The 25,503-nt window shown below is 67.1% G+C and carries 20 protein-coding genes; 11 read left to right on the top strand and 9 right to left on the bottom strand.

Features of this window, described 5'->3' with window-relative positions; all coding sequences use genetic code 11:
• Positions 1-96: 96 nt before the first annotated feature.
• Complete coding sequence (locus LGM71_RS14165) at positions 97-576, bottom strand: DUF523 domain-containing protein (protein WP_413226885.1); 480 nt, start codon at positions 574-576, stop codon at positions 97-99.
• A 536-nt stretch (positions 577-1,112) separates the two neighbouring features.
• On the opposite strand from LGM71_RS14165, the gene LGM71_RS14160 reads away from it, so the two are divergent.
• Both LGM71_RS14160 and LGM71_RS14155 read left to right on the top strand, forming a co-directional pair.
• A complete protein-coding gene (locus tag LGM71_RS14160) occupies positions 1,113-2,657 on the top strand; it encodes a PAS domain-containing methyl-accepting chemotaxis protein (protein WP_226115185.1) in 1,545 nt (514 codons plus the stop codon).
• Between the two features lie 404 nt (positions 2,658-3,061).
• Complete coding sequence (locus tag LGM71_RS14155; protein WP_226115184.1) at positions 3,062-4,606, top strand: PAS domain-containing methyl-accepting chemotaxis protein; 1,545 nt, start codon at positions 3,062-3,064, stop codon at positions 4,604-4,606.
• Between the two features lie 117 nt (positions 4,607-4,723).
• Here the strand turns inward: LGM71_RS14155 and gabD are convergent, their stop codons facing one another.
• Together gabD and LGM71_RS14145 are read right to left on the bottom strand one after the other, a co-directional pair.
• A complete protein-coding gene (gabD, locus tag LGM71_RS14150) occupies positions 4,724-6,193 on the bottom strand; it encodes an NADP-dependent succinate-semialdehyde dehydrogenase (protein WP_059449015.1) in 1,470 nt (489 codons plus the stop codon).
• 100 nt (positions 6,194-6,293) lie between these two features.
• Complete coding sequence (locus LGM71_RS14145) at positions 6,294-7,577, bottom strand: 4-aminobutyrate--2-oxoglutarate transaminase (RefSeq protein WP_124624267.1); 1,284 nt, start codon at positions 7,575-7,577, stop codon at positions 6,294-6,296.
• Positions 7,578-7,703: 126 nt separating this feature from the next.
• On the opposite strand from LGM71_RS14145, the gene LGM71_RS14140 reads away from it, so the two are divergent.
• On the top strand, positions 7,704-9,212 hold the full coding sequence (locus tag LGM71_RS14140; RefSeq protein ID WP_059599079.1) for a PLP-dependent aminotransferase family protein: 1,509 nt from the start codon (positions 7,704-7,706) through the stop codon (positions 9,210-9,212).
• A 96-nt stretch (positions 9,213-9,308) separates the two neighbouring features.
• On the opposite strand, the gene LGM71_RS14135 is transcribed toward LGM71_RS14140, so the two are convergent.
• Positions 9,309-10,145 (bottom strand): DMT family transporter, encoded by an 837-nt coding sequence (locus tag LGM71_RS14135; protein WP_226115183.1) that lies wholly within the window; start codon positions 10,143-10,145, stop codon positions 9,309-9,311.
• Positions 10,146-10,259: 114 nt separating this feature from the next.
• Between LGM71_RS14135 and selD the strand changes: the two genes are divergently transcribed.
• The 3 genes from selD to LGM71_RS14120 all read left to right on the top strand — a co-directional run bounded on the left by selD (position 10,260) and on the right by LGM71_RS14120 (position 13,306).
• Positions 10,260-11,324 (top strand): selenide, water dikinase SelD, encoded by a 1,065-nt coding sequence (gene selD / locus LGM71_RS14130; RefSeq protein WP_226115182.1) that lies wholly within the window; start codon positions 10,260-10,262, stop codon positions 11,322-11,324.
• A gap of 70 nt (positions 11,325-11,394) precedes the next feature.
• Positions 11,395-11,985: a LysE family translocator gene (locus LGM71_RS14125; RefSeq protein ID WP_226115181.1), complete on the top strand. Its 591-nt coding sequence runs from the start codon at positions 11,395-11,397 to the stop codon at positions 11,983-11,985.
• Between the two features lie 241 nt (positions 11,986-12,226).
• Positions 12,227-13,306, top strand: coding sequence for a purine-nucleoside phosphorylase (locus tag LGM71_RS14120; protein ID WP_059599083.1), 1,080 nt, complete (start codon positions 12,227-12,229; stop codon positions 13,304-13,306).
• Positions 13,307-13,534: 228 nt separating this feature from the next.
• Here the strand turns inward: LGM71_RS14120 and LGM71_RS14115 are convergent, their stop codons facing one another.
• Positions 13,535-13,831, bottom strand: coding sequence for a DUF4148 domain-containing protein (locus LGM71_RS14115; RefSeq protein ID WP_226115180.1), 297 nt, complete (start codon positions 13,829-13,831; stop codon positions 13,535-13,537).
• Between the two features lie 417 nt (positions 13,832-14,248).
• Positions 14,249-15,253 (bottom strand): putative multidrug efflux transcriptional regulator CeoR, encoded by a 1,005-nt coding sequence (ceoR, locus tag LGM71_RS14110; RefSeq protein ID WP_226115179.1) that lies wholly within the window; start codon positions 15,251-15,253, stop codon positions 14,249-14,251.
• A gap of 173 nt (positions 15,254-15,426) precedes the next feature.
• Between ceoR and LGM71_RS14105 the strand changes: the two genes are divergently transcribed.
• From LGM71_RS14105 to opcM, 4 genes are read left to right on the top strand one after another with little or no spacing between them, the layout of a single operon-like run.
• On the top strand, positions 15,427-16,287 hold the full coding sequence (locus LGM71_RS14105) for an alpha/beta hydrolase (protein WP_059599086.1): 861 nt from the start codon (positions 15,427-15,429) through the stop codon (positions 16,285-16,287).
• A gap of 31 nt (positions 16,288-16,318) precedes the next feature.
• The gene (ceoA, locus tag LGM71_RS14100) at positions 16,319-17,536 is read left to right on the top strand and encodes a multidrug efflux RND transporter periplasmic adaptor subunit CeoA (RefSeq protein WP_059528484.1); all 1,218 of its coding nucleotides are present in this window, start codon (positions 16,319-16,321) and stop codon (positions 17,534-17,536) included.
• A 46-nt stretch (positions 17,537-17,582) separates the two neighbouring features.
• The gene (ceoB, locus tag LGM71_RS14095) at positions 17,583-20,783 is read left to right on the top strand and encodes a multidrug efflux RND transporter permease subunit CeoB (RefSeq protein WP_124624247.1); all 3,201 of its coding nucleotides are present in this window, start codon (positions 17,583-17,585) and stop codon (positions 20,781-20,783) included.
• A 10-nt stretch (positions 20,784-20,793) separates the two neighbouring features.
• The gene (gene opcM, locus LGM71_RS14090) at positions 20,794-22,329 is read left to right on the top strand and encodes a multidrug efflux transporter outer membrane subunit OpcM (protein WP_226115178.1); all 1,536 of its coding nucleotides are present in this window, start codon (positions 20,794-20,796) and stop codon (positions 22,327-22,329) included.
• A gap of 184 nt (positions 22,330-22,513) precedes the next feature.
• On the opposite strand, the gene LGM71_RS14085 is transcribed toward opcM, so the two are convergent.
• Complete coding sequence (locus LGM71_RS14085; protein WP_226115177.1) at positions 22,514-23,404, bottom strand: LysR family transcriptional regulator; 891 nt, start codon at positions 23,402-23,404, stop codon at positions 22,514-22,516.
• A gap of 98 nt (positions 23,405-23,502) precedes the next feature.
• Here LGM71_RS14085 and LGM71_RS14080 point away from each other — a divergent pair, with 98 nt between their 5' ends.
• Entirely contained in the window at positions 23,503-23,943 is a 441-nt protein-coding gene (locus tag LGM71_RS14080; RefSeq protein ID WP_124904989.1) for a PACE efflux transporter, read from the top strand.
• Between the two features lie 99 nt (positions 23,944-24,042).
• Here the strand turns inward: LGM71_RS14080 and LGM71_RS14075 are convergent, their stop codons facing one another.
• Entirely contained in the window at positions 24,043-24,894 is an 852-nt protein-coding gene (locus tag LGM71_RS14075) for an alpha/beta fold hydrolase (RefSeq protein ID WP_226115176.1), read from the bottom strand.
• Between the two features lie 258 nt (positions 24,895-25,152).
• Entirely contained in the window at positions 25,153-25,494 is a 342-nt protein-coding gene (locus LGM71_RS14070; protein ID WP_059599091.1) for a DUF3579 domain-containing protein, read from the bottom strand.
• Positions 25,495-25,503: the final 9 nt, after the last annotated feature.

Below are 25,503 nucleotides of genomic sequence, written 5' to 3'. Positions count from 1 at the left end.
CGCGTCATCCGGTCACGCGGCGAGGTTCACGCCGCTTGACCGGGTTCCCTCTCCAAACGATGTGGCTGGCACGCGATCAACGTGCCGGCCACATCGTCATTCAGCTTGCGATCGTTGCGCGAGGCGTGCGACGAGCGCGTCGATCTCGGTGTCCGCGAACACCTCGACGCCATGCTGGCGCAGCAGCGCCGCCGTCACACCGGCGCCGGCATGCCGCCGGCCCGCAAAACGCCCGTCGTAAATGAAACTGCTTCCGCACGACGGACTTCCGTCCGCCAGGATCGCGTAGCGGCAGTCGTGCGCGCGTGCCAGCGCGAGCGCGGTGCGCGCGCCGTCGACGAACGGCGCCGTCACGTCGGTGCCGTGCACGTCGACGATGCGTGCGGCACCCGACAGAACGCGTTGCCCTGATTCCCCGTCGGCGATTTCGGCGGGCGGACGCGGCACGCTCAATCCCCCTGCCAGTTCCGGACACACGGGCACCAGGCGCCCTTCGCGCTGCCATCGTGCGAGCGTTTCGTGCGCGGCGGTCTTCGCCGAGCCGTTGTAACGGACGGGGTGACCGAGCACGCACATGCTGACGAGGATCTTCGGCGAGGCGGGTGGCGGCGACGCGTTCTGCAATGTCGTTCTCCGAGCGGGCGGTGGTGGTGAGCGAGCGGAAATTCTACGCACGGGTTGCGTTCGCGCGCGTACGGATGACGGATGATCTCGCGCCGAGCGGCACGTCCGCCACCGCATTCCGACACGACCGATTCCATTGATCGCCGGATTATTTCGTCGAATTCATATGCCGGCTGAATGGAGTCGATCAGGCCGAATCGTTTCGCTGTGTGCAATGGTTGTCTGAACCGATGCGTCGCCCGACGTAATCCCACCAAGCATCGGGCTGTATCCGCGAAGCGCTGGACGCGATTATCGCTGGAATACTTGATCGAAATCATGTTGATGATGGAATCCGATATTTCATGCGCTTTCGGACTAAGGATTTCCCGGTGGTTGCCGACAGTAAGGACGAGACCGTCGTAAAGCGATAAACCGTTTTTCGGCTACTGAGCGTGATTTTCGCGCCGCGCGGATCCCGCAGACGGATCCGCCTTTCGGAGCCTTGCATGCGCAACAACCAACCTGTTACCCAACAAGAATTCGAATTTCCCGATGACGTCACGCTGATGTCGACCACTGATGCCGACAGCATCATCACGTATGCGAACACGACGTTCGAATACGTGAGCGGCTTCTCGAACGACGAACTCGTCGGTCAGCCGCACAACGTCGTGCGGCACCCGGATATGCCGAAGGAGGCGTTCGCCGACATGTGGGCGACGCTGAAAAACGGCGAACCGTGGACCGCGCTCGTGAAGAACCGCCGCAGGAACGGCGACCACTACTGGGTGCGCGCGAACGCGGTGCCGGTGATGCGCGACGGCGTGCCGCGCGGCTACCTGTCGGTGCGCACCAAGGCGCCGCGCGACGAGATCGCCGCCGCCGACGCGTTGTATCGCGCGTTTCGCGAAGGCAAGGCGGGCAATCGCCGGTTCCACAGGGGGCTGATCGTCCGGACCGGGTTGATGCGGATCCTGTCGCTGCCGCAGACGATGTCGGTGCGCGCACGCGTGCATTCGACGCTGTGCGTGCTGGCGTCGGCCGTCGTCGGCGCGGGCTGGGCATGCGGGCTGGCCGGCGGCGGGCTCGCGGCGTTTGCCGCCGCGACGGCCGGCGTGTCGGTGGCCGCTGGCCTGTGGCTCGATGCGCAGATCGTGCGTCCGCTGAAACGGCTGCACGACCAGGCGCTGAACGTCGCGACCGGCGAAAGCCGCCGCGGCGTGCGGATGAACCGCGTCGACGAGATTGGCATGACGCTGCGCACGATCAATCAGCTCGGGCTGATGTTCCGCTGGCTCGTCGACGACGTCAGCGAGCAGGTGCACAACGTGCAGCGCGCGAGCAACGAGATCGCGCAGGGCAACAACGACCTGAGCGCGCGCACCGAGCAGGCCGCGTCGAGCGTGCAGGAAACCGCCGCGTCGATGGCCGAGATGACGGCCACCGTCGACAGCAATGCCGAGACCGCGCTGCAGGCGAACCAGCTCGCCGTGTCCGCGAGCGAAGCGGCCGAGCGAGGCGGGCAGGCGGTGAGCGAGGTCGTGACGACGATGCACGACATCACGGCGAGTTCGCGCAAGATTTCCGACATCATCGGCGTGATCGACGGCATCGCGTTCCAGACCAACATCCTCGCGCTGAACGCGGCGGTCGAGGCAGCGCGCGCGGGCGAACAGGGGCGCGGCTTCGCGGTGGTCGCGGGCGAGGTGCGGGCGCTCGCGCAGCGCAGCGCGAACGCGGCGAAGGAGATCAAGACGCTGATCGGCGCGAGCGTCGAGCGGGTCGAGTCGGGCGCGCGGCGGGTCGACGATGCGGGCAGGACGATGGAGGACATCGTCACGCAGGTGAAGCGTGTGTCGGACCTGATCGCGGAGATCAGTTCGTCGACGGCCGAGCAGAGCACGGGCGTCGCGCAGGTCGACCAGGCGGTCGTGCATCTGGACAACATCACGCAGCAGAATGCGGCGCTGGTCGAGCAGAGCGCGGCGGCGTCGGAAAGCCTGAAGCAGCAGGCGACGCGGCTCGTCGATGCGGTGAACGTGTTTCGATAATCGGCGGGGGGCGGGCGCCTGCGCGTTCCGTCGCGGCGAGCTGGTTAAATCCCGGCGTTCCGATTCGATTCGATTCGATTCGAATATATAGAACGAGAAGAATTCTCATCTTCGAGCCCGGATTTATTCGCTGATCCGGGCGGAGGATATGTTTACATTAATCAGACAATTCGCGGCCAAGTATTTGATAAGACGGTTTTTTTGATTCACCTGTAAACAAAATTTTCGGCTGAATCAAGATGGTGCGAAATTAATGCATATTTACCCGTGGTCGGCATAATGTTTTCGTCAGATTTGCCGAAAGCGCAGGAGTGTGATCGAACGCATGCGGGACGACCGCGATGCGTACGGTCTCGATCCAATCCACAAGCGGACGCAAGATCCGCAACCGGGAACTCCACACCATGCGCAATAACCAGCCTGTCACGCAACGCGAATTCGAATTCCCCGATGACGCGACGCTGATGTCGACCACCGACGCGGACAGTTACATCAAATACGCGAATGCCGCGTTCATCCAGGTCAGCGGATTTTCCCCCGAGGAGATCGAAGGCCAGCCGCACAACGTCGTGCGGCACCCGGATATGCCGAAGGAGGCGTTCGCCGACATGTGGGCGACGCTGAAGAACGGCGAACCGTGGACCGCGCTTGTTAAGAATCGCCGTAAGAACGGCGATCACTACTGGGTCCGTTCGAATACGGTGCCGGTGATGCGCAACGGGCAGCCGACCGGCTACATGTCGGTGCGCACGAAGGCGTCGCGTGACGAGATCGCCGCGGCCGACGCGCTGTATCGCGCGTTCCGCGAAGGCAAGGCGGGCAATCGCCGGTTCCACAAGGGGCTGATCGTCCGGACCGGCTTGATGCGCGTCGCGTCGCTGTTCCAGACGATGTCGGTGCGCGCACGCGTGCATTCGACGCTGTGCGTGCTGGCGTCGGCCGTCGTCGGCGCGGGCTGGGCATGCGGGCTGGCCGGCGGCGGGCTCGCGGCGTTTGCCGCCGCGACGGCCGGCGTGTCGGTGGCCGCTGGCCTGTGGCTCGATGCGCAGATCGCGCGTCCACTGATGCAGCTGCGCGACCAGGCGTTGCGCGTCGCGTCCGGCGAGAGCCGTACCGGCGTGGCGATGAACCGCGTCGACGAGATCGGCATGACGCTGCGCACGATCAATCAGCTCGGGCTGATGTTCCGCTGGCTCGTCGACGACGTCAGCGAGCAGGTGCACAACGTGCAGCGCGCGAGCAACGAGATCGCGCAGGGCAACAACGACCTGAGCGCGCGCACCGAGCAGGCGTCGACCAGCGTGCAGCAGACGGCCGCGTCGATGGCCGAGATGACGGCCACGGTGTCGAGCAATGCGGAGACGGCGCTGCAGGCGAACCAGTTGTCGGTTTCCGCGAGCGAGGCGGCCGAGCGAGGCGGGCAGGCGGTGAGCGAGGTCGTGACGACGATGAACGACATCACGGCCAGTTCACGCAAGATTTCCGACATCATCGGCGTGATCGACGGCATCGCGTTCCAGACCAACATCCTCGCACTGAACGCGGCGGTCGAGGCGGCGCGCGCGGGCGATCAGGGGCGAGGCTTCGCGGTGGTCGCCGGCGAGGTGCGGGCGCTCGCGCAGCGCAGCGCGAACGCGGCAAAGGAGATCAAGACGCTGATCGGCGCGAGCGTCGAGCGGGTCGAATCGGGCGCACGGATCGTCGACGGCGCGGGCAGGACGATGGAGGACATCGTCACGCAGGTGAAGCGTGTGTCGGACCTGATCGCGGAGATCAGCTCGTCGACGGCCGAGCAGAGCACGGGCGTCGCGCAGGTCGATCAGGCGGTCGTGCATCTAGACAACATCACGCAGCAGAACGCGGCGCTGGTCGAGCAGAGCGCGGCGGCGTCGGAAAGCCTGAAGCAGCAGGCGACGCGACTCGTCGATGCGGTGAACGTGTTTCGTTGAAGGCGGCGGAGGGAGGTGACGCGGGCGCGGCGGAGAGGGGGCACCGGCCCGCGTCGTGACCGCCCGGCTCCGGCCGGGCGGTCAGGGCCGGTCACGGACGCGACCGGCCCCGAACCGTCAGACGGCGAGACAGAGGTACTTGATCACGACGTAATCGTCGATGCCGTAGTGCGAGCCTTCGCGGCCGAGGCCGGACTGCTTGACGCCGCCGAACGGCGCGACTTCATTCGAGATCAGGCCCGTGTTGACGCCGACCATCCCGTATTCGAGCGCCTCGGCGACCTTCCACACGCGGCCGATGTCGCGGCTGTAGAAATACGCGGCGAGACCGAACTCGGTGTCGTTCGCGAGGCGGATCACCTCGTCGTCGCTGCCAAACTTGAACAGCGGCGCGAGCGGCCCGAACGTCTCTTCCTTCGCGACCTTCATCGCCGGCGTGACGCCCGTCAGCACGGTCGGCTCGAAGAAGCCGTGGCCGAGCGCGTGGCGCTTGCCGCCCGTCACGACGGTCGCGCCCTTCGCGAGCGCGTCCTCGATGTGCGCCTCGACCTTCAGCACGGCCGCTTCGTTGATCAGCGGGCCTTGCGTGACGCCCGGCTCCGTGCCGCGACCGACCTTCAGCTGGCCGACCGCCGCCGCGAGCTTCTGCGCGAACTGGTCGTACACGGCTTCATGCACGTAGAAGCGGTTCGTGCACACGCACGTCTGGCCGCTGTTGCGGTACTTCGACGCGATCGCGCCCTGCACGGCCGCATCGAGATCGGCGTCGTCGAACACGATGAACGGTGCGTTGCCGCCGAGCTCCAGCGACACCTTCTTGACCGTCGCCGCGCATTGCGACATCAGCAGGCGGCCGACCGGCGTCGAGCCGGTAAACGACAGCTTGCGCACGATCGGGTTCGACGTCAGTTCGCCGCCGATCGCCTTCGGGTCGCCCGTGACGACGCTGAACACGCCGGCCGGCACGCCCGCGCGCTCGGCCAGCACGGCCATCGCGAGCGCCGAGAACGGCGTGGCTTCCGCCGGCTTCACGACGATCGGGCAGCCTGCCGCGAGCGCCGGGCCGACCTTGCGGGTGATCATTGCCGCCGGGAAGTTCCACGGCGTGATCGCCGCGCACACGCCGATCGCTTCCTTCGTCACGACGATGCGCTTGTCGCTCGCCGGCGTCGGGATCGTGTCGCCGTACACGCGCTTGCCTTCCTCCGCGAACCACTCGAGGAACGATGCCGCGTAGCCGATCTCGCCTTTCGCTTCGGCCAGCGACTTGCCCTGCTCGGTGGTCAGGATCAGCGCGAGGTCGTCGGCGTTTTCCATCATCAGGTCGTGCCACTTGCGCAGGATCGCCGCGCGTTCCTTCGCGGTCTTCTTGCGCCACGCCGGCCATGCGGCGTTCGCGGCTTCGATCGCGTGGCGCGTCTCGGCCGCGCCCATCGCCGGCACGGTGCCGAGCAGGCCGCCGGTTGCCGGGTTGCGGACCTCGAACGACTCGCCGTTCGCCGCGCCTTGCCATTCGCCGTTGACGTACGCCTGCTGACGGAACAGCGACGGGTCTTTCAGTGCCAGGGTTTCCTGAACAGTGCTCATATGCTTCGCCTGCTTTGAAAAGGACGGATAAGGACGGATGAAAACGACCGCCGCCGTCTTCACGACGGCGGCGGCCCATTCAGTTGAAGCGGACGGGCACTCAGGCCGGCACGCCGACCGTTTCCTTCAGCACTTCCTCGAGGATCACGAGCGCTTCGTCGAACACGGCCTGCGGGATCGTCAGCGGGAACAGGAAGCGCACGACGTTCGAGTACACGCCGCACACGAGCAGCAGCAGCCCGCGCTCGAGCGCACGCGCCTGCACGCGCTTCGTGAATTCCGCGTCCGGCTCGCCCGAACCCGGCTTCAGGAACTCGACCGCGATCATCGCGCCCGGGCCGCGCACGTCGGCGATCTGCGGCACGTCGGCCTGCAGCGAATTCAGCTTCGCCTTCAGCACGTCGCCGAGCTGCGTCGCGCGTTCGCACAGCTTCTCTTCGTCGATGATCTCGAGCACCGCATGCGCCGAGGCGACGGCCAGCGGGTTGCCCGCGTACGTGCCGCCGAGGCCGCCGGGGGCTGCCGCGTCCATCACGTCGGCACGGCCGACGACGCCCGACAGCGGCATGCCGCCCGCGAGGCTCTTCGCCATCGTGATCAGGTCGGCCAGCACGTCGTAGTGCTGCATCGCGAACAGCTTGCCGGTACGCGCGAAGCCCGTCTGGACTTCGTCGGCGATCAGCAGGATGCCGTGCTCGTTACAGATCTTGCGCAGCGCGCGCACGAACTCGGCCGGCGCCGGGTTGAAGCCGCCTTCGCCCTGGACCGGTTCGAAGATGATCGCGGCGACGCGCTTCGGATCGATGTCGGCCTTGAACAGCATCTCGATCGCCTTGATCGAGTCGGCCGTCGTCACGCCGTGCAGCGCGTTCGGGTACGGTGCGTGGAACACGTCGCCCGGGAACGGACCGAAGTTCAGCTTGTACGGGGCGACCTTGCCGGTCAGCGCCATGCCCATCATCGTGCGGCCGTGGAAGCCGCCCGAGAACGCGATGACGCCCGGACGGCCGGTCGCCGCGCGCGCGATCTTGATCGCGTTTTCGACGGCTTCGGCGCCGGTCGTGAAGAACGCGGTCTTCTTCGGGAAGTCGCCCGGTGCGCGCGCGTTGATCTTTTCGGCCAGCTCGACGTACGACGCGTACGGGACGATCTGGTAAGCGGTGTGCGTGAAGCTGTTCAGCTGATCCGCGATCGCCTTGACGATCTTCGGGTGGCGGTGGCCCGTGTTCAGCACCGCGATGCCGGCGGCGAAATCGATGAAGCGGCGGCCTTCGACATCCCACAGCTCCGCGTTTTCGGCGCGGGCTGCGTAGAAATCGCACATCACGCCGACGCCGCGCGGGGTGGCGGCGTTCTTGCGGGCCTGCAGGTCGGCATTCTTCACGGTCATCTCCTTGATGTTCTGTCCGGTGGGATAAAAAACGGCCGCGTTGGCAGCCCATGGAGGCGACTATAATCACATTTGGCTCTGGCAATCAGAGCCATTTCAATAAATATTCAGGAGCCAATCATGCGCGCAAGCGTGTTGTCGGACTGGCTGGCGCAGCGCCTCGTGCGCGGCGGCGAACAGCCGATCTACCGGCAGCTGCACCGGCTGCTGCAGCAGGCGATCCTGTCGCGCGAACTGCCGGCCGGCACGCGCGTGCCGTCGTCGCGGCTGCTCGCGGCCGAGCTGGGGATCGCCCGCAACACGGTTACGCAGGTTTACGAACAGCTTGCGCTCGAAGGCTATGTGAACTCGGCGACGGGGCGCGGCACGTTCGTCGCCGACAGCGCGCCGGACGAGATCGTCGGCGCGCCGGCAGACGCGGGTGCCGGGCCGGCGGTGGCGCCTTCTTCCGCGCGACGGCTGTCCTCGCGCGGCACGCGGCTCGTCGAAGGCGCGGGCGTGTCGAAGCGCCAGGGCGGCGCGTTCATGCCGGGCGTGCCCGATGTGTCGCGCTTTCCGGCGCGCGTGTGGACGCGGCTGCACAACAAGTATTGGCGGCGCCTGCGCCCGGATCTGCTGACCTACGCGCCGGGCGGCGGGCTCGCGCTGTTGCGCGAGGCGCTGGCCGACTACCTGCGCACGTCGCGCTCGGTGCGCTGCACGCCCGAGCAGATCGTGATCACGACCGGGATCCACCAGTCGATCGACCTCGCGGTGCGGCTGCTGACCGATCCGGGCGACGCGATCTGGACCGAGGATCCGTGCTACTGGGGCGTGCGCAGCGTGCTGAACGTGTCGGGGCTCACCACGCGGCCGATTCCGGTCGACGACGAAGGGATCGCGCCGTCGGCCGCCGATCTCGCCGAGCCGCCGAAGCTGATGCTCGTCACGCCGTCGCACCAGTATCCGCTCGGGATGGTGATGAGCCTCGCGCGGCGCCGGATGCTGCTCGAATACGCGCGCCAGCACGGCTGCTGGATCATCGAGGACGACTACGACAGCGAATTCCGTTACGGCAGCCGGCCGCTCGCGTCGCTGCAGGGGCTCGATACGGCCGGGCAGGTGATCTACGTCGGCAGCTTCGGCAAGACGCTGTTCCCCGGGCTGCGGGTCGGCTACCTGGTCGCGCCGGAGCCGCTCGCGGAGAGCTTCGCGACCGCGAGCGCCGAGCTGTATCGCGAAGGTCAGCTGCTGCAGCAGGCGGTGCTCGCGGAGTTCATCGCGGAAGGGCACTTCGTGTCGCATATCCGCAAGATGCGCACGCTGTACGGGCAGCGCCGCGAGGTGCTGCTCGACGCGGTCGCGCGCCGCTACGGCGACACGCTTCAGGCGCTCGGCAGCGACGCGGGGCTGCATCTCGTCACGCGGCTGCCGGACGGTGTCGACGATCGCGCGGTCGCGCAGGCCGCGCTCGAACGCAACATCGTCGTGCGGCCGTTGTCCGGCTATTACGCGCAGCGCGAACGTGCGGCATCGGGCTTGCTGCTCGGTTATGCGTGCGTGCCGGAGGACGAGATCGCGACGGCGTTCGCGACGCTGGCCGAGGCGATCGACGAGCGGGCGTTCGACCAGGTCGTCGCGACGGTCTGACGAGAACGGGACGGCGGCATGCGCGTGTTGCGGGGCAGGGCGTCGGCAGGTTTGCCAATGAGTGTCTCCGCCGTACCGGCCCGTCGTTTCCGCACGTCAAAGCCGAATCAACGCCGCGCCCGCGACCACCAGCACACACGCGGCGAGCCGCTGCGCGCCGGGCCGCTCGCGCATCACGAACCAGCCGATCGCGACCGCGAAGATCGAGCTCGTCTCGCGCAGCGCCGACACCGTCGCGACCGGCAGGTGCCGGTACGCGAGGATCACGATCGCATACGCGGCGAGCGAGATCGTGCCGGCGATCGCGCCCTGCTTGAGCGCGGTGCGCGAGCCGAGCACCGCGCGCGGGCCGCCGCGCAGCACGCAGACGAGCACGAGCTGCGGCACGCTCCACAGCAGGTACACCCATGCGATGTAGCCGAGCGCGCTGCCGGACACGCGCGAGCCGATCCCGTCGCAGATCGAATACGCGGCGATGAACACACCCGTGAGCAGCGCGTACGGCACGCCTTCGCCGGAGAACCGGAAGCCGCGCCGCAGCGCGAGCGACATGATGCCGAATGACACGAGCGCGATGCCCGCGAAGCCGAACGGCGTCGGCCGCTCGTGCAGCATCGCGAGCGCCAGCACCGACACGAGCAGCGGCGAGATCCCGCGCGCGATCGGATAGATCTGCCCGAACTCGCCGTTGCGGTACGCACGCGCCAGTGTGAAGCAGTACGCGACCTCGAGCACCGCCGACGCCGCGACATACGGCCAGGCGGCGGGCGCCGGCGCGGGCAGCAGCACGGCGCCTGCGATGCCGAACGCGAGATACGGCAGCGACATCGTGCCGAGCTGGACGAGCCGGTCTTCGCTGACGTGGAGGAAGGCATTCCAGATCGCGTGCAGCAACGCGGAGCACAGCACGAGGCCGATGAACAGGTGATCCATGAACGAAGGTGCGGACGGGAGGGGGAGCGGCGAGCGCCGTCAATTATGTGGGTATCCGGCGCGCTCGCGCGGAATTGTCGATAATGGAGCGTTGTTATTCACCGGATGCCGACGATGACCGAAGCCACCCTCACCCCGCCCGCTGTTCCGCGCCTCACGAGCCTGTCCCACGGCGGCGGCTGCGGCTGCAAGATCGCGCCGGGCGTGCTGTCCGAACTGCTGAAGCGGGCCACGCCGCCAGCGCTGTTCCCGGACCTGCTGGTCGGCACCGAAACCTCCGACGACGCAGCCGTCTACCGGCTGAACGACGAACAGGCGATCGTCGCGACCACGGACTTCTTCATGCCGATCGTCGACGACCCGTTCGACTTCGGCCGCATCGCGGCCACCAACGCGCTGTCCGACGTCTACGCGATGGGCGGCAAGCCGATTCTCGCGCTCGCGCTGGTCGGGATGCCGATCAACGTGCTGCCGCACGAGACGGTCGCAGCCGTGCTGCGCGGCGGCGAATCGGTGTGCGCGGATGCCGGTATTCCGGTCGCGGGCGGCCACTCGATCGATTCGGTCGAGCCGATCTACGGGCTCGCGGCGATCGGTGTCGTGCATCCGTCGCGCGTGAAGCGCAACGCGGCCGCGCGCGCGGGCGACGTGCTCGTGCTCGGCAAGCCGCTCGGCGTCGGCGTGCTGTCGGCCGCGCTGAAGAAGAACCAGCTCGACGACGCGGGCTACGCGCAGATGGTTGCGACGACCACCAAGCTGAACCGGCCGGGCACCGAACTCGCCGCGCTGCCGGGCGTGCATGCGCTGACCGACGTCACGGGCTTCGGGCTGCTCGGCCACACACTCGAACTGGCGCGCGGCGCGCACCTCACCGCGCGCGTGCATTACGCGTCGCTGCCGTGGCTGGCGGGCGTCGAGGCGTTCGTCGCCGACGGCGTGTTCACCGGGGCATCGGGCCGCAACTGGGCCGCGTATGGCGCCGACGTGCGGCTCGCCGACGGGCTGCCGCCGGTCGCGCAGGCGCTGCTGACCGACCCGCAGACGTCCGGCGGCCTGCTGGTCGCGTGCGCGCCGGACGCGGTCGACGACGTGCTCGCATGCTTCCGCGCCGACGGTTTCGACCGCGCGGCGGTGATCGGCGAGATGGTGGACGGCCCCGCGCGCGTCGACGTCGCCTGACGCGTTTCCTGACTGCGGATCGCTTTCGGTCGCTAGAATCGAGATCTTCCCTCGAAGGCATCGACGACCGATGAACGAGTTCCTGTTCGGGCTGACGATCGCGCTGTCGGTCGGGCCCGTCGCGCTGATGATCGCGAACTACGGGATGCGCGCCGGCATCGCGAGCGGCGTTCGCGCGGCGGTCGGCGTGGCGTCGGCCGACGGCTGCTATGCGCTCGTCGCGTTCACGATCGGGGCGTTGCTCGCGAGCACGCTCGCATCGTACCTGCCGCTGTTTCGCGTCGTCGGCGCGCTCGTGTTGCTCGCAATGGGCGCACGCATGCTGTGGCAGGCGTTGAAGGATCGGCGCCGCACGCTGGATGGCGCCGCCCCGCCGCCGGGCACGCGCCCGTTCACGTCGATGTTCCTCGTCACGCTCGCGAATCCGCTGACCATCCTGCTGTTCTATGGCTATGCCACTGCCGCGGCCGGCGCGCATCGGCACTGGCTGCTCGGCGCCATGTGCGTGTTTGCCGGCAGTCTCGTCGGACAACTCGTGTTCGCGTTCGGCGGCAGCGCGATCGGGCGCATCGTGAAGTCGCCGCGATGGCTCGTGGCGAGCCATGTGCTGGCGGCGCTGGTCGTGCTCGGTTATGGCGTCGCGGGGATGCTGCGCGTTTAGCTTTAGCGAATCGGGTGCCGTCGTCCGTCACGATCGGTAGCGGCAATGTCGCGTCGCTCAATCGAATGGCATTCCTGATTTTTTGTCGGATATCGTTCGAACCACGCGCGCAAGAACCGCGTGACCAAACACCGCAGCCCGTTTCGTAGCCGGGTTCCTCCTCGCGCATGCGCGTTCTATACTCCCTCGCGCAGTCTCCGAGAGCCGTTCTCACCCAACATCCCCGAAACAAGGAACGCCGATGCTGACTCGCTCCATCCTTTCCGCCGCTGCATTCTCGCTTGCCGCCTGTGCGACTGCGCCGTCGATCGCGCAGGACAACCAGGGCAACGACGCGGGCAACGCTGCATTCGCCGAGACCGGTGCACAGGGCCGCCCGGTCAAGGTCATGATCATCACGATGTTCGGTCCGGAAGGCCAGGCATGGCTCGACCGGCTCGGCCCGTGGCGCGACATCACCGTGCCCGGCCTGTCGCCCGATTATCCGGCCGTTCACTGCAACAAGCAGGACGTGTGCGTGGTGACGACCGGCATGGGCTATGCGAACGCCTCCGCGACGATCATGGCGCTCACGTTCTCGCAGCGCTTCGACCTGCGCCGCACGTACTTCCTCGTGTCGGGCATCGCGGGCGTCGACCCCGCGCAAGGCACGGTCGGTTCCGCCGCATGGTCGAAATATCTGGTCGACTTCAGCCTGCAGTGGGAGCTCGATGCGCGCGAGATTCCGGCCGGCTGGAACACCGGCTTTCTCGGCATCAATACCAAGAGCCCGAACGACAAGCCGCCGCTCGACTATCGCACCGAAGTATTCCAGCTCAACCCGCAGCTGACGGACGCCGCCTATGCGCTGTCGCGCAACGTCGTGCTTGCCGACAGCGCGCAGGCCCAGGCCGCGCGCGCGAAGTTCACGTATGCGCCGGCGAACCGGCCGCCGACGGTGATCCAGTGCGACACCTCATCGGGCAATACGTGGTTCTCGGGCACGCTGATCGGCGAGCGCGCGCGTCAGTGGACGAAGATCCTCACCGACGGCAAGGGCACCTACTGCATGACCGCGCAGGAAGACAACGCGACGTATGAGGCGCTGAAGCGCGCGGCGAGCGTGAAGCGGGTCGACCTGTCGCGCGTCGCGGTGCTGCGCACGGGCTCCGATTTCGACCGGCCGTATGCGGGGCAGACGAGCGCGGACAACCTGCTGAACTACGCGGACCAGGGCGGCTTCGCGCCGGCGACCGAAAACCTGTATCGCGCCGGCAACCCGCTCGTGCAGGACATCGTCACGCACTGGGGCGAATGGCGCGACGGTGTGCCGCGCCGTTGACGGCCGGACGCTGTCGACGAGGCGTCGGCGCGACGGTCAATGCGATTGCGGCGTGGAACGGAACGGCGTCCACACCGGCGTGGTGTCGTCCCAATGATCGAGCGGCGAAGGAAGTTGGTCGTTCATCACAGACTCCTGCAACTAACTGACTAATCGAGTGTTCGACGGCGGTATCGCGACGCCGCGCGGCGGATCATCCGCTGCGCGGCGTTGCACGTTGACCGACGTTTAGCGGCCCCCGCCTGCGAGCTGGTTGCTTTCCGGCATCGGGCGATACGGGCCTTTCGCGAGTTCGAGCCCTTGCGGATACGAATTCGCCTTGCGCAGCCATGCCAGCGTGCCGTCGCGGCGAGCCTGCACGACTTCGGCGCTGACTTCGGCGCGCGTGCGCGGGCCGTTGTTGTGCTGCGTGTACCACGACGTGTTGCCGTAGTCGCCGGCGTGCGGGGTGTTCGTATCGGCGAAGGCCGGTGCGGACACGGCGAGTGCGAGGGCAACGGCGGAGAGAAGATGGCGGCGGTTCATGACGTAACTCCTGTGTTGGTCGGAGTTGGCGCCTGAGCGCTCGCTCCGGCCCCGTCAAACGGGGCTGTTCGATGCGCATCGGGGTGCGCGACAGGGTTTACTCTAGGTATCTGTTCGGACGCGATAAATGCGGCAGACGCGAATTGATTTGTCGTGTTCGAGGAACAATCGCGATTCGCAATGTCGTCAGGGTGACGTCGAAATCGCCCGCAGCCGCCTGCAGCGGGCCTCGCGGCGGTATGCCGCCGCTCGCGCGATGACGTGCGCGGACGATTGCCGCACGCGGCGCAAAGGTCTGATGCGGATTCGGAAAAGGCGAGGTGCGCGGCAAGGAAGGTGGCACGAAGGTGACACCGAAGCGGCACGAAGGCGGGGCGGCGCGCGGGCCGGACAGCCCGCGCGCCGCGGTTCAGGCGATTACGCGACCCACTCGTTGATGACCGGCGTGTCGAGCGCCGGTGCACGCTCGGCTTCCTCGAACGTGCGTTTGCTGCACGTCGCGTCGAGGCTGCCCTTGCCGCTCAGCAGCGGGCAGCGGTCGAACACTTCGGCGACCCAGTCGACGAACACGCGCACCTTCGGCGACAGGTGCCGGCTGTGCGGATACACGACCGAGATCGGCATCGGCAGCGGTTTCAGGCCGGGCAGCACTTCCTTGAGCCGGCCGTCGCGCAGGTGCGGCAGCACCATGAACAACGGCGGCTGGATCAGGCCGAAGCCTTCGAGCCCGCAGGTCACGTACGCATCGGCGTCGTTGACCGACACGATCGAGTTCATCTTGACCTCGACTTCCTTGCCGTCCGTGAGGAAGGTCCAGTCGATCGTGCGGCCCGTGCGGCTCGAGAAGTAGTTGACGGCCCTGTGGTCGCTCAGGTCCTCGATCGCTTGCGGCTCGCCGTGCTTCTCGAGATACGCGGGCGACGCGACCGACACGCATTCGAACAGGCCGACGCGGCGCGCGACGAGCGACGAGTCCTGCAGCGCACCGACGCGGATCACGCAGTCGACGCCTTCCTGCAGCAGGTCGACCGGTCGGTCGGACAGGCCGAGCTGCAGGTCGATGTCCGGATAGCGCGTGTGGAATTCGCACAACGACGGGATCACGAGCAGCCGCCCGATCGAGCCCGGCATGTCGATACGCAACTTTCCGTGCGGCTTCCGGTTGTTGTTCTGGAAGCTTGCTTCGGTTTCCTCGACATCGGCGAGGATCCGCACGCAGCGTTCGTAGTACGCGGCGCCGTCAGGCGTCAGCGACAGCCGGCGCGTGGTCCGGTGCATCAGGCGCACGCCGAGGAATGCTTCGAGATTCTGGATGATCGTCGTGACGGACGCCCGCGGCAGGCTGAGCGTTTCTGCTGCCTTGGTGAAGCTGCTCGTATCGACGACGCGCGTAAACACCTGCATGGCCTGAAGCCGGTCCATCACAACCTCCGCAATCTAATTTGCCGCCGGAACAACAAGGCTGCGCCGCTTTGTAGGCGGAGCAGCCTGGGATTGTTCGGGGGTGTTGAATTGTGTTGCCGGATTATAGGCATTTATCCCAATGTCTGCCGGACCCAGAATTCGTTCCATCTCGAAATGGATGCTGCATCGTCATGGACGCTTCTGAATTCAGCAAATTCCTGAAAGCCGCATTGCCTGCCGAAGCCAGAGCCGGCGCGGCATTGACGGTCGCTGAGGTGGAAATCCCCGGCTACGCGCAGGACATCGTTCTGCGCCTCTACCGCCGCCCGGACAAGACCGGGCTGCCAGTAGTGCTTTATTTCCACGGCGGCGGTTTCGTGCGCGGCACGCTCGACGACGCCGACTTCGCCGCGCGCTTTTTAGCAGAACGCTTACCAGCTCTCGTAGTGTCGGTCGATTATTCGCTCGCGCCGGCCTTTCCTTTTCCGGCCGCGCCGGAGGATGCGTATCGCGCCGCCGTATGGGCCGCAACGCGTGCCCGCGCGTTCGGCGGCAATCCGAAGAAGATTGGCGTCGCGGGGCACGACGCGGGCGGCCAGCTCGCGAACTGTCTCGCGTTCATCGCGCGCGATCGCGGTGAAGTGTCGATCGCCGCGCAGGCGCTGTTCGGGCCGATGCTCGACCCGAGCATGACGCGCATCGGCGACGCCGAACGCCTTTCGTCGGACATCACCGCGCGCGAATGCGCGGCCTGTTATCGCGCCTATCTGCCGCAGGCGGCGCAGCGCATGCACCCGTACGCGGCACCGCTCGAATCGGTGCGCCTCGCGGGCCTGCCGCCCACGCTCGTCGTCACCGCGCAGAACGACGTGCTGCACGTCGAAGCGGAGAAATATGCGGGCTGCCTGATTTCATCGGGCGTGCTCACGCAGGTGATCCGCTACCCGGACGTCACGCACGCGGCGCTCGCGATGCACGAGGCCGCGCTCGAGGAAGCAGTGCGCTTCTTCCAGTGCCGCTTCCAGGCGCGCCAGCCGAATCGTTCCGAATAACCACACCAATCCACGCTTATTGGAGATCCACATGGCCATCCTACGCACCTCCCGTTCCCGAATCGCGACAGCGGCGATCGTGACGCTCGCCGTCGTCGGCCTCGGCACGTTCGGCGCGATGCGCGTGAACGCGAACGCGCCCGAGAAAGCGGCGGCGCCGCTGCCGGAAGTCGACGTCGCGACCGTCGTGCCGCAGACCGTCACTGATTGGCAAAGCTATTCGGGCCGCCTCGAGGCGGTCGAGAAAGTCGACGTGCGCCCGCAGGTGTCGGGCACGATCGTCGCGGTGAACTTCAAGGACGGCGCGCTCGTGAAGAAGGGCGACGTGCTGTTCGTGATCGACCCGCGCCCGTATCAGGCCGAAACCGACCGCGCGGCCGCGCAGCTCGCCGCCGCGCAGGCCCGCAACGGCTACGCGCAGAGCGACTGGCAGCGCGCGCAGCGGCTGATCGGCGACAACGCGATCGCGAAGCGCGACTACGACGAGAAGCAGAACGCCGCGCGCGAGGCGAGCGCGAACCTGAAGGCCGCCGAAGCCGCGCTGGAAACGGCGCGCATCAACCTTGGCTATACGCGCATCACCGCACCTGTGTCGGGCCGCGTGTCGCGCGCGGAAATCACGCTCGGCAACGTCGTGTCGGCCGGTGCATCGGCCGCGCCGCTGACGACGCTGGTGTCGGTGTCGCCGATCTACGCATCGTTCGACGCGGACGAGCAGACCTACCTGCAATACATCAACGGCGCGCGTAACGGCCGCAAGGTGCCGGTCGAGCTCGGCCTCGCGAATGAAACCGGCTACTCGCGCAGCGGCGAGATCGACTCGGTCGACAACCGGCTCGATACGTCGTCCGGCACGATCCGCGTGCGCGCGCGTTTCGACAACGCGGACGGCGCGCTCGTCCCGGGCCTCTACGCACGCGTGAAGGTGGGCGGCAGCGCGCCGCACCAGGCACTGCTCGTCGACGACGCGGCGATCAACACCGACCAGGACAAGAAGTTCGTGTTCGTCGTCGACCAGCAGGGGCGCGTGTCGTATCGCGAAGTGCAGCAGGGCCTGCAGCACGGCAACCGGCGCGTGATCGTGAGCGGCCTGTCCGCCGGCGACCGCGTGATCGTGAACGGTACGCAGCGCGTGCGGCCGGGCGAGCAGGTGAAACCGCACATGGTCCCGATGACGGGCGGCGATGCGCCGTCCGCGCCGCTCGCGGATAACGCGAAGCCGGCCGCACCGGCGAAGGCGGAATCGTAAGCGGCCCGCCGCTACGGTTTCCGCGTTCAACCAGACAGAGCCACACATGAACATTTCCAAATTCTTTATCGACCGGCCGATCTTTGCAGGAGTCCTATCGGTGATCATCCTGCTCGGCGGGGTGATCGCGATGTTCCTGCTGCCGATTTCGGAATATCCGGAAGTCGTGCCGCCTTCCGTGATCGTGAAGGCGCAGTACCCCGGCGCCAACCCGAAAGTGATCGCCGAGACGGTCGCGTCGCCGCTCGAGGAGCAGATCAACGGCGTCGAGGACATGCTCTACATGCAGTCGCAGGCGAACAGCGACGGCAACATGACGATCACCGTCACGTTCAAGCTGGGCACCGATCCGGACAAGGCCACGCAGCTCGTGCAGAACCGCGTGAACCAGGCGCTGCCGCGCCTGCCGGAAGACGTGCAGCGGCTCGGCATCACGACGGTGAAGAGCTCGCCGACGCTGACGATGGTGGTCCACCTGATCTCGCCGGACAACCGCTACGACATGACCTACCTGCGCAACTACGCGCTGATCAACGTGAAGGATCGCCTGTCGCGGATCCAGGGCGTCGGTCAGGTGCAGCTGTGGGGCTCGGGCGACTATGCGATGCGCGTGTGGCTCGATCCGCAGAAGGTCGCGCAGCGCGGGTTGTCCGCCGAGGACGTCGTGCAGGCGATCCGCGAGCAGAACGTGCAGGTCGCGGCTGGCGTGATCGGCGCGTCGCCGTCGCTGCCCGGCACGCCGCTGCAGCTGTCGGTGAACGCGCGCGGCCGTCTGCAGACGGAAGACGAGTTCGGCGACATCGTCGTGAAGACGACGCCGGACGGCGGCGTCACGCACCTGCGCGATATTGCACGCATCGAACTGGATGCGTCCGAGTACGGGCTTCGCTCGCTGCTCGACAACAAGCCGGCCGTCGCGATGGCGATCAACCAGTCGCCGGGCGCGAACTCGCTGCAGATCTCCGACGAAGTGCGCAAGACGATGGCCGAGCTGAAGCAGGACATGCCGGCCGGCGTCGACTACAAGATCGTCTATGACCCGACGCAGTTCGTGCGCTCGTCGATCAAGGCCGTGGTGCACACGCTGCTCGAAGCGATCGCGCTGGTCGTGCTCGTCGTGATCGTGTTTCTGCAGACCTGGCGCGCATCGCTCATTCCGCTGATCGCGGTGCCGGTGTCGATCATCGGCACGTTCTCGCTGCTGCTCGGTTTCGGTTATTCGATCAACGCGCTGTCGCTGTTCGGGATGGTGCTCGCGATCGGTATCGTGGTCGACGATGCGATCGTGGTCGTCGAGAACGTCGAGCGCAACATCGAAAGCGGGATGAACGCGCGGCAGGCGACCTACAAGGCGATGCAGGAAGTGAGCGGGCCGATCATCGCGATCGCGCTGACGCTCGTCGCCGTGTTCGTGCCGCTCGCGTTCATGTCGGGCCTGACCGGCCAGTTCTACAAGCAGTTCGCGATGACGATCGCGATCTCGACGGTGATCTCGGCGTTCAACTCGCTGACGCTGTCGCCGGCGCTGTCCGCGATCCTGCTGAAGGGCCATGGCGACAAGGAGGACTGGCTCACGCGCGTGATGAACCGCGTGCTCGGCGGCTTCTTCAAGCGCTTCAACAAGGTGTTCCATCGCGGCGCGGAGAACTACGGCCGCGGCGTGCGCGGCGTGCTGTCGCGCAAGACGCTGATGCTCGGCGTATACCTCGTGCTGGTGGGCGCGACCGTGCTCGTGTCGAAGATCGTGCCGGGCGGCTTCGTGCCCGCGCAGGACAAGGAATACCTGATCGCGTTCGCGCAGCTGCCGAACGGCGCGTCGCTCGACCGCACCGAGAAGGTGATCCGCGACATGGGCTCGATCGCGCTGAAGCAGCCTGGCGTCGAGAGCGCGGTCGCGTTCCCGGGGCTGTCGGTGAACGGCTTCACCAACAGCTCGAGCGCGGGCATCGTGTTCGTCACGCTGAAGCCGTTCTCGGAGCGGCACGGCAAGGCGCTGTCGGCCGGTGCGATCGCCGGTGCGCTGAACCAGCAGTACGGTGCGATCAAGGACTCGTTCGTCGCGGTGTTCCCGCCGCCGCCGGTGCTCGGCCTCGGTACGCTCGGCGGGTTCAAGATGCAGATCGAGGATCGCGGCGCGGTCGGCTACGCGAAGCTGTCGGATGCGACCAACGATTTCATCAAGCGCGCGCAGCAGGCGCCTGAACTCGGCCCGTTGTTCACGAGCTACCAGATCAACGTGCCGCAGCTCAACGTCGATCTCGACCGCGTGAAGGCGAAGCAGCTCGGCGTGCCGGTCACCGACGTGTTCAACACGATGCAGGTGTATCTCGGCTCGCTGTACGTGAACGACTTCAACCGCTTCGGGCGTGTGTACCAGGTACGCGTGCAGGCCGATGCGCCGTTCCGCCAGCGCGCGGACGACATCCTGCAGCTGAAGACGCGCAACGACCGTGGCGAGATGGTGCCGCTGTCGTCGCTCGTCACGGTGACGCCGACGTTCGGCCCGGAAATGGTCGTGCGCTACAACGGCTACACGGCGGCCGACATCAACGGCGGCCCGGCGCCGGGCTTCTCGTCGGGTCAGGCGCAGGCCGCGATCGAGCGCATCGCGCATGAAACGCTGCCGCGTGGCGTGCGGTTCGAATGGACCGACCTCACGTACCAGCAGATTCTTGCCGGCGATTCGGCGATGTATGTGTTCCCGATCAGCGTGCTGCTCGTGTTCCTCGTGCTCGCCGCACTGTATGAAAGCCTGACGCTGCCGCTCGCGGTGATCCTGATCGTGCCGATGAGCATTCTGTCGGCGCTGACGGGCGTGTGGCTCACGCAGGGCGACAACAACATCTTCACGCAGATCGGCTTGATGGTGCTGGTGGGGTTGTCGGCGAAGAACGCGATCCTGATCGTCGAATTCGCACGCGAACTGGAGCATGACGGCAGGACGCCGCTCGAGGCCGCGATCGAGGCCAGCCGGCTGCGGCTGCGCCCGATCCTGATGACGTCGATCGCGTTCATCATGGGCGTCGTGCCGCTCGTCATGTCGACGGGCGCGGGCTCCGAGATGCGGCATGCGATGGGTGTCGCGGTGTTCTTCGGGATGCTCGGCGTGACGCTGTTCGGGCTGATGCTGACGCCGGTGTTCTACGTCGTGCTGCGCACGCTCGCGGGCGGCAAGATCCACGTCGCGGGCAAGGACTCGGCCGGTTACGGCGTGACGGCCCCGGGCGTGCCGGCATCGGATGCTTGAGGAAAACAAGATGGACAACATGCACAACACGAATGGCCTGATGCGCTTCGCGAAGGTGGCGGCCGCGAGCACCCTGCTCGCGACGCTGCTCGCCGCGTGCGCGGTGGGGCCCGACTACAAGCGCCCGGACGTGTCGACGCCCGCGGCGTTCAAGGAAGCGCCGACGCTCGCGGCCGGCGAACAGGCCGGCACGTGGAAGACCGCCGAACCGGCGGACGGCGAGCATCGCGGCGAATGGTGGAAGGTGTTCGGCGATCCGGTGCTCGACTCGCTCGAGTCGCAGGCGCTCGCCGCGAACCAGAACCTGAAGGCCGCGGCGGCGCGAGTCGAGGAAGCGCGCGCGGCGACCCGCACCGCGCGCTCGCAGTGGTTCCCGCAGGTCGGCGCCGGGTTCGGGCCGACGCGGGAAGGGCTGTCGTCGGCGTCGCAGTTCCAGCCGCAGGGCACGGGCCCGACCAACGCGACGCTGTGGCGCGCGCAGGGCACGGTGTCGTACGAGGCCGACCTGTTCGGCCGCGTGAGCCGCAACGTCGAGGCGTCGCGTGCCGACCAGGCGCAGAGCGAAGCGCTGTTCCGTTCGGTGCAGCTCGCGCTGCAGGCGGACGTCGCGCAGAACTACTTCGAACTGCGCCAGCTCGACGCGGATCAGGACCTGTACCGCCGCACGGTCGAACTGCGCGACCAGGCGCTGAAGCTCGTGCAGCGCCGCTTCAACGAAGGCGACATCAGCGAGCTCGACGTGTCGCGTGCGAAGAACGAACTGGCGAGCGCGCAGGCCGATGCGGTCGGCGTCGCGCGCCGGCGCGCGGCGTCCGAGCATGCGCTTGCGATCCTGCTCGGCAAGGCGCCCGCGGACTTCGCGTTCAAGGAGACGCCGATCGTGCCGGTCGCGGTGAAGGTCCCCGCGGGCCTGCCGTCCGCGCTGCTCGAACGCCGCCCGGACGTGTCGGCTGCGGAACGCGCGATGGCGGCCGCGAACGCGCGGATCGGCCTCGCGAAGTCGGCGTATTTCCCGAAGCTCGATATCACGGGCGCGTTCGGCTATGAAGCGTCGACGCTCGGCAACCTGTTCCTGTGGTCGAGCCGCACGTTCCTGCTCGGGCCGTTCGCCGGCACCGCGCTGACGCTGCCGCTGTTCGACGGCGGGCGCCGTGCGGCCGGCGTGCAGCAGGCGCGCGCGCAGTATGACGAGCAGGTCGCGAACTACCGGCAGCAGGTGCTCGTCGCGTTCCGCGAGGTCGAGGACAATCTCGCCGATCTGCGTCTGCTCGACGACCAGATCCGCGCGCAGGATGCGGCCGTCAATGCGTCGCGTCGTGCGGCGACACTGTCGCGTACGCAGTATCAGGAAGGCGAGGTCGCGTATCTCGACGTGATCGACAGCGAGCGGTCGGTGCTGCAGTCGCAATTGCAGGCGAACCAGCTGACCGGTGCGCAGGCCGTGTCGACCGTCAACCTGATCCGCGCGCTCGGCGGCGGGTGGGGCGCGGCGCCGACGGCGGTCGGCGATACGGCGACGGCCAAGCAGGAAGTCGCCGTGCGTTGAGGCGTCGGTGCGCGTGGCGGTTCGCCATGCGTCACCAAAACCGGTGTTTGGTCGACGATCGAAACAACCGATCCGCGGCGACGCGGATCGGTCGATCAACGGGGCAACGACGATACGTTGACTGCAACTAACGGTCGAGCCGCCACGCGTTGACCCGCGGTGCGGCGATGATTCGCCGCACCGTTCAGCTGCGACTGTCTTCAGCCCGCAGCGCCCGCACCAGTTCGCTGGCCGCCTTGCCGAGCCCCGTGTGCTTCGGCCGGCGCAGGTACACGGGCAGCCGCAGCCCGTTGCGGATGTTCGCGAACACGAGCGGTACCAGTTCGCCGTCGGCGACATACTGGCCGATCACCGAGTCGGGCAGGTTCGCCCAGCCGTGCCCAGCTTTCACGAGCGCGATCGCGGTGGCCATGTCCGTCACCTTCCACGTGCGGTTGCCGATCACGGGGCGCACGTCGGTGAGCGGCCGTTCCGGGTCCGCGATCACGATCTGCCGGAATCCCGACAGCCGCTCGATCGCCTCGGGATGCGCGGCTTCGGCGATCGTCGGATGACCGGGCGCGGCGACGGCGATCAGCGTTTCGGTCCACAGCGCGTGGATCTGTTCCTGCGGATGAAGATCGAGCCCGCCATACGCGACGCAGAGATCGACCGCGCCGCGATGCAATGCGTCGACGATCGCGTCCTGCGGCGCGGTGACGATGCTGATCGCGAGCGCCGGATATTTCGCGGCGACGGCGGTCAGTGCGCGCGCAACGGGCGCGCCGTCGAGTTCCGCCGCGAGGCCGAGCCGCAGCGTGTCCTCGACGCCTTCCGACAGATGCTGCGCATGCGCGCGCAATGCCTGCAACCGTTCGGCGATCGACCGCGCATCGGGCAGCAGCGCGGCCATCGCGGCCGTCGGCGTCGGCTCGCGCGTGCCGCGGTCGAACAGCACGAGGTCCAGCTCGGCCTCGAGGTTCGCGATCGCCATGCTGACCGCCGACGGCGTGCGGCCGAGCGCGCGCGCGGCCGCCGAGAACGAGCCTTTGTCGATGACCGTCAGCAGCATGTCGATATGGTCGCTGGTCAGCATCGGCGGCCTCCTGTCAGAAAAATTGAAAGGACCTGACTTTTGCGGGCGAAGTGCCCGCTGTAGTCTCGCCACCTCGTTCGACAGGAAGGTGGTGGGTCATGCAAGGATGGAAGAGACGCATAGTCTACGTCGTGATGTTCGAGGTGCTCGGCATCCTCGTCGCGTCGTCGGTGCTCGGCATGCTGAGCGGCGCGAGCGCGACGACGAGCGGCCTGCTCGGCGTGATGATCTCGACGACGGGCGTCATCGTCAATTTTCTGTACAACCTGGGATTCGAGGCGTGGGAGCGGCGGCGTGCGGAAACGACGCGCACCGTTGCGCGGCGCGTCGTGCATGCGATCGGCTTTCAGGTCGCGCTGGTGACGTTCCTGATCCCGCTGATCGCGTGGTGGCTCGACGTGTCGCTGCTGCAGGCGTTCCTGTACGACGCGGTGCTGATCGTGTTTTTTCCGATCTTCACGTTCGCGTACAACTGGTCGTTCGACAGCGTGTTCGGGTTGCCTGATGCGGTGACGCGCAAGCCCGAACCGATCATGTGACGCGGAGGCGGACGAAGCGACGCGATGCAGGCAGTCCGCATCGCTTCGCTTCGAATGAGAAAGGGGAGCCGCGGGCGGCGCGCATGCCGCCCGCTAGCGTTACGCGGCGACGAACTCGTGCACGTAACGGTTGAACACCGCGGGGCTCGCCGCGTTCATCCCGTGCGACGCACCGGCGACGGTCTGCCGTTGCGCAGCGCCGATCCACTGCGACAGCGTGTCGACGTTGTTGCGGAACATCTTCGGGCTGCGCTGGCCGTCGATCAGCAGCGTGCGGCACGCGATGTCCGACGCCGTGTGCTGCGAATACGCGGGCAGCGGATCCTGAAGCTGCTTCGGCAGCGTGCTCGCGTTGTCGATCGCCATCGTGCGAAAGCGCGACGTGCTCTTCTTCCATGCGCCGGGCAGGCTGACCGAATCGACGAACATCTCGAGGCCGGCTTCGACTTCGCCTTGCCCGATCAGGTTCACGGCCTTCGTGCGCAGTGCGATCGCGGCGGGCGGCAGCGCGGCTTCGCGCACGCCCGGCTGCTGCAGCGGGCCGCCCGGATCGGCGAGCGTGAGTGTGTCGACGAGCTGCGGATGCTGGCGGGCGACGTTGAACGCGACGCTGCCGCCTCGCGAGTGGCCGACGAGATGCACGGGGCCGAGGTCGAGTGCGTCGATGAATTCGGCGAGTTCGTCGACGTGGTTCTGCCAGTTGAAGTCATCCTGGATGCCCGCTTCGACGGCCGGCCAGTAGTGGCTGAGGCTCGGCGCGATGCAGCGGTAGTGGGCCGACAGCGACGCGAGTTGCGGATCCCAGTAACGGTAGTCGCACAACGATCCGTGCACGAACACCATCGGCGCGCCGCTCCCCCGCTCGACATACGGCAGGCTGATGCCCGACGAAAGCGTCGCAAATTGCAGGTCGGGGTTCGCGAGCACCGACGGCTCGATTCGCATGTTCATGACTGAAAACTCAATGGGTGCGTCATCACGTCGCAACTATGCCTCACGGCAAGCTGCAAGGAAAACGCATAATTTTCATCGTCACGATCAATTTTATTGATGGCAGGGCTGAAAACCCTTGTCGCAGCTTGGGGATGTGTCGGACCTTTCAATCGTATGACGATTGGTTGCGCGGCTGAAAGCACATGCCGACGCCTGCGCACGCGTGCATCGGAACGGGAAAAAGCGGGGGAAGGGCCGCCGAATGCGGCCCGCGCATTACCGCACCGCCAGCGCGGGCGCGGTCTGAAGCTCGACGGGAAGATCGTTGTCGGCGGCGAACTGCATCGCGAAGTCGAACGCGTCGGCGCATACGTCGCGCAATTCGTCCGACACGAACAGGCATTTGACGCCGCCGTCGACGATCGGCATCGCGAGCCGCGACAGCGCGCAGGGATAGCCGGGCCGCCGCTCGCCGACGAACAGCGTGATGACGCCCGCGAGCCGTTCGGGCCAGTCGCTCGGGCGGAAGGTCTTCTGCGCGCGCGTGACGCCGCGGATCAGGTGGCCGCGGGTTTGGCCAATGAGGCGGCCGTGTTCGGTGATGTCGATGCGATCCATGGCGGTGTG

The organism is Burkholderia sp. AU33545 (assembly GCF_020419685.1).
Classification (GTDB): Bacteria; Pseudomonadota; Gammaproteobacteria; order Burkholderiales; family Burkholderiaceae; genus Burkholderia; species Burkholderia diffusa.
Note: the sequence above shows the minus strand (reverse complement) of the source record. Positions and strands in the feature narration are given on the sequence as shown.

What these genes read in the sequence shown, in the direction of transcription:
- LGM71_RS14165 (WP_413226885.1), bottom strand. Translation starts at nt 576, where the DNA reads ATGTGCGTGCTCGGTCACCCCGTCCGTTACAACGGCTCGGCGAAGACC.
- LGM71_RS14160 (WP_226115185.1), top strand. Translation starts at nt 1,113, where the DNA reads ATGCGCAACAACCAACCTGTTACCCAACAAGAATTCGAATTTCCCGAT.
- LGM71_RS14155 (WP_226115184.1), top strand. Translation starts at nt 3,062, where the DNA reads ATGCGCAATAACCAGCCTGTCACGCAACGCGAATTCGAATTCCCCGAT.
- gabD (WP_059449015.1), bottom strand. Translation starts at nt 6,193, where the DNA reads ATGAGCACTGTTCAGGAAACCCTGGCACTGAAAGACCCGTCGCTGTTC.
- LGM71_RS14140 (WP_059599079.1), top strand. Translation starts at nt 7,704, where the DNA reads ATGCGCGCAAGCGTGTTGTCGGACTGGCTGGCGCAGCGCCTCGTGCGC.
- LGM71_RS14135 (WP_226115183.1), bottom strand. Translation starts at nt 10,145, where the DNA reads ATGGATCACCTGTTCATCGGCCTCGTGCTGTGCTCCGCGTTGCTGCAC.
- selD (WP_226115182.1), top strand. Translation starts at nt 10,260, where the DNA reads ATGACCGAAGCCACCCTCACCCCGCCCGCTGTTCCGCGCCTCACGAGC.
- LGM71_RS14125 (WP_226115181.1), top strand. Translation starts at nt 11,395, where the DNA reads ATGAACGAGTTCCTGTTCGGGCTGACGATCGCGCTGTCGGTCGGGCCC.
- LGM71_RS14120 (WP_059599083.1), top strand. Translation starts at nt 12,227, where the DNA reads ATGCTGACTCGCTCCATCCTTTCCGCCGCTGCATTCTCGCTTGCCGCC.
- LGM71_RS14115 (WP_226115180.1), bottom strand. Translation starts at nt 13,831, where the DNA reads ATGAACCGCCGCCATCTTCTCTCCGCCGTTGCCCTCGCACTCGCCGTG.
- ceoR (WP_226115179.1), bottom strand. Translation starts at nt 15,253, where the DNA reads ATGGACCGGCTTCAGGCCATGCAGGTGTTTACGCGCGTCGTCGATACG.
- LGM71_RS14105 (WP_059599086.1), top strand. Translation starts at nt 15,427, where the DNA reads ATGGACGCTTCTGAATTCAGCAAATTCCTGAAAGCCGCATTGCCTGCC.
- ceoA (WP_059528484.1), top strand. Translation starts at nt 16,319, where the DNA reads ATGGCCATCCTACGCACCTCCCGTTCCCGAATCGCGACAGCGGCGATC.
- ceoB (WP_124624247.1), top strand. Translation starts at nt 17,583, where the DNA reads ATGAACATTTCCAAATTCTTTATCGACCGGCCGATCTTTGCAGGAGTC.
- opcM (WP_226115178.1), top strand. Translation starts at nt 20,794, where the DNA reads ATGGACAACATGCACAACACGAATGGCCTGATGCGCTTCGCGAAGGTG.
- LGM71_RS14085 (WP_226115177.1), bottom strand. Translation starts at nt 23,404, where the DNA reads ATGCTGACCAGCGACCATATCGACATGCTGCTGACGGTCATCGACAAA.
- LGM71_RS14080 (WP_124904989.1), top strand. Translation starts at nt 23,503, where the DNA reads ATGCAAGGATGGAAGAGACGCATAGTCTACGTCGTGATGTTCGAGGTG.
- LGM71_RS14075 (WP_226115176.1), bottom strand. Translation starts at nt 24,894, where the DNA reads ATGAACATGCGAATCGAGCCGTCGGTGCTCGCGAACCCCGACCTGCAA.
- LGM71_RS14070 (WP_059599091.1), bottom strand. Translation starts at nt 25,494, where the DNA reads ATGGATCGCATCGACATCACCGAACACGGCCGCCTCATTGGCCAAACC.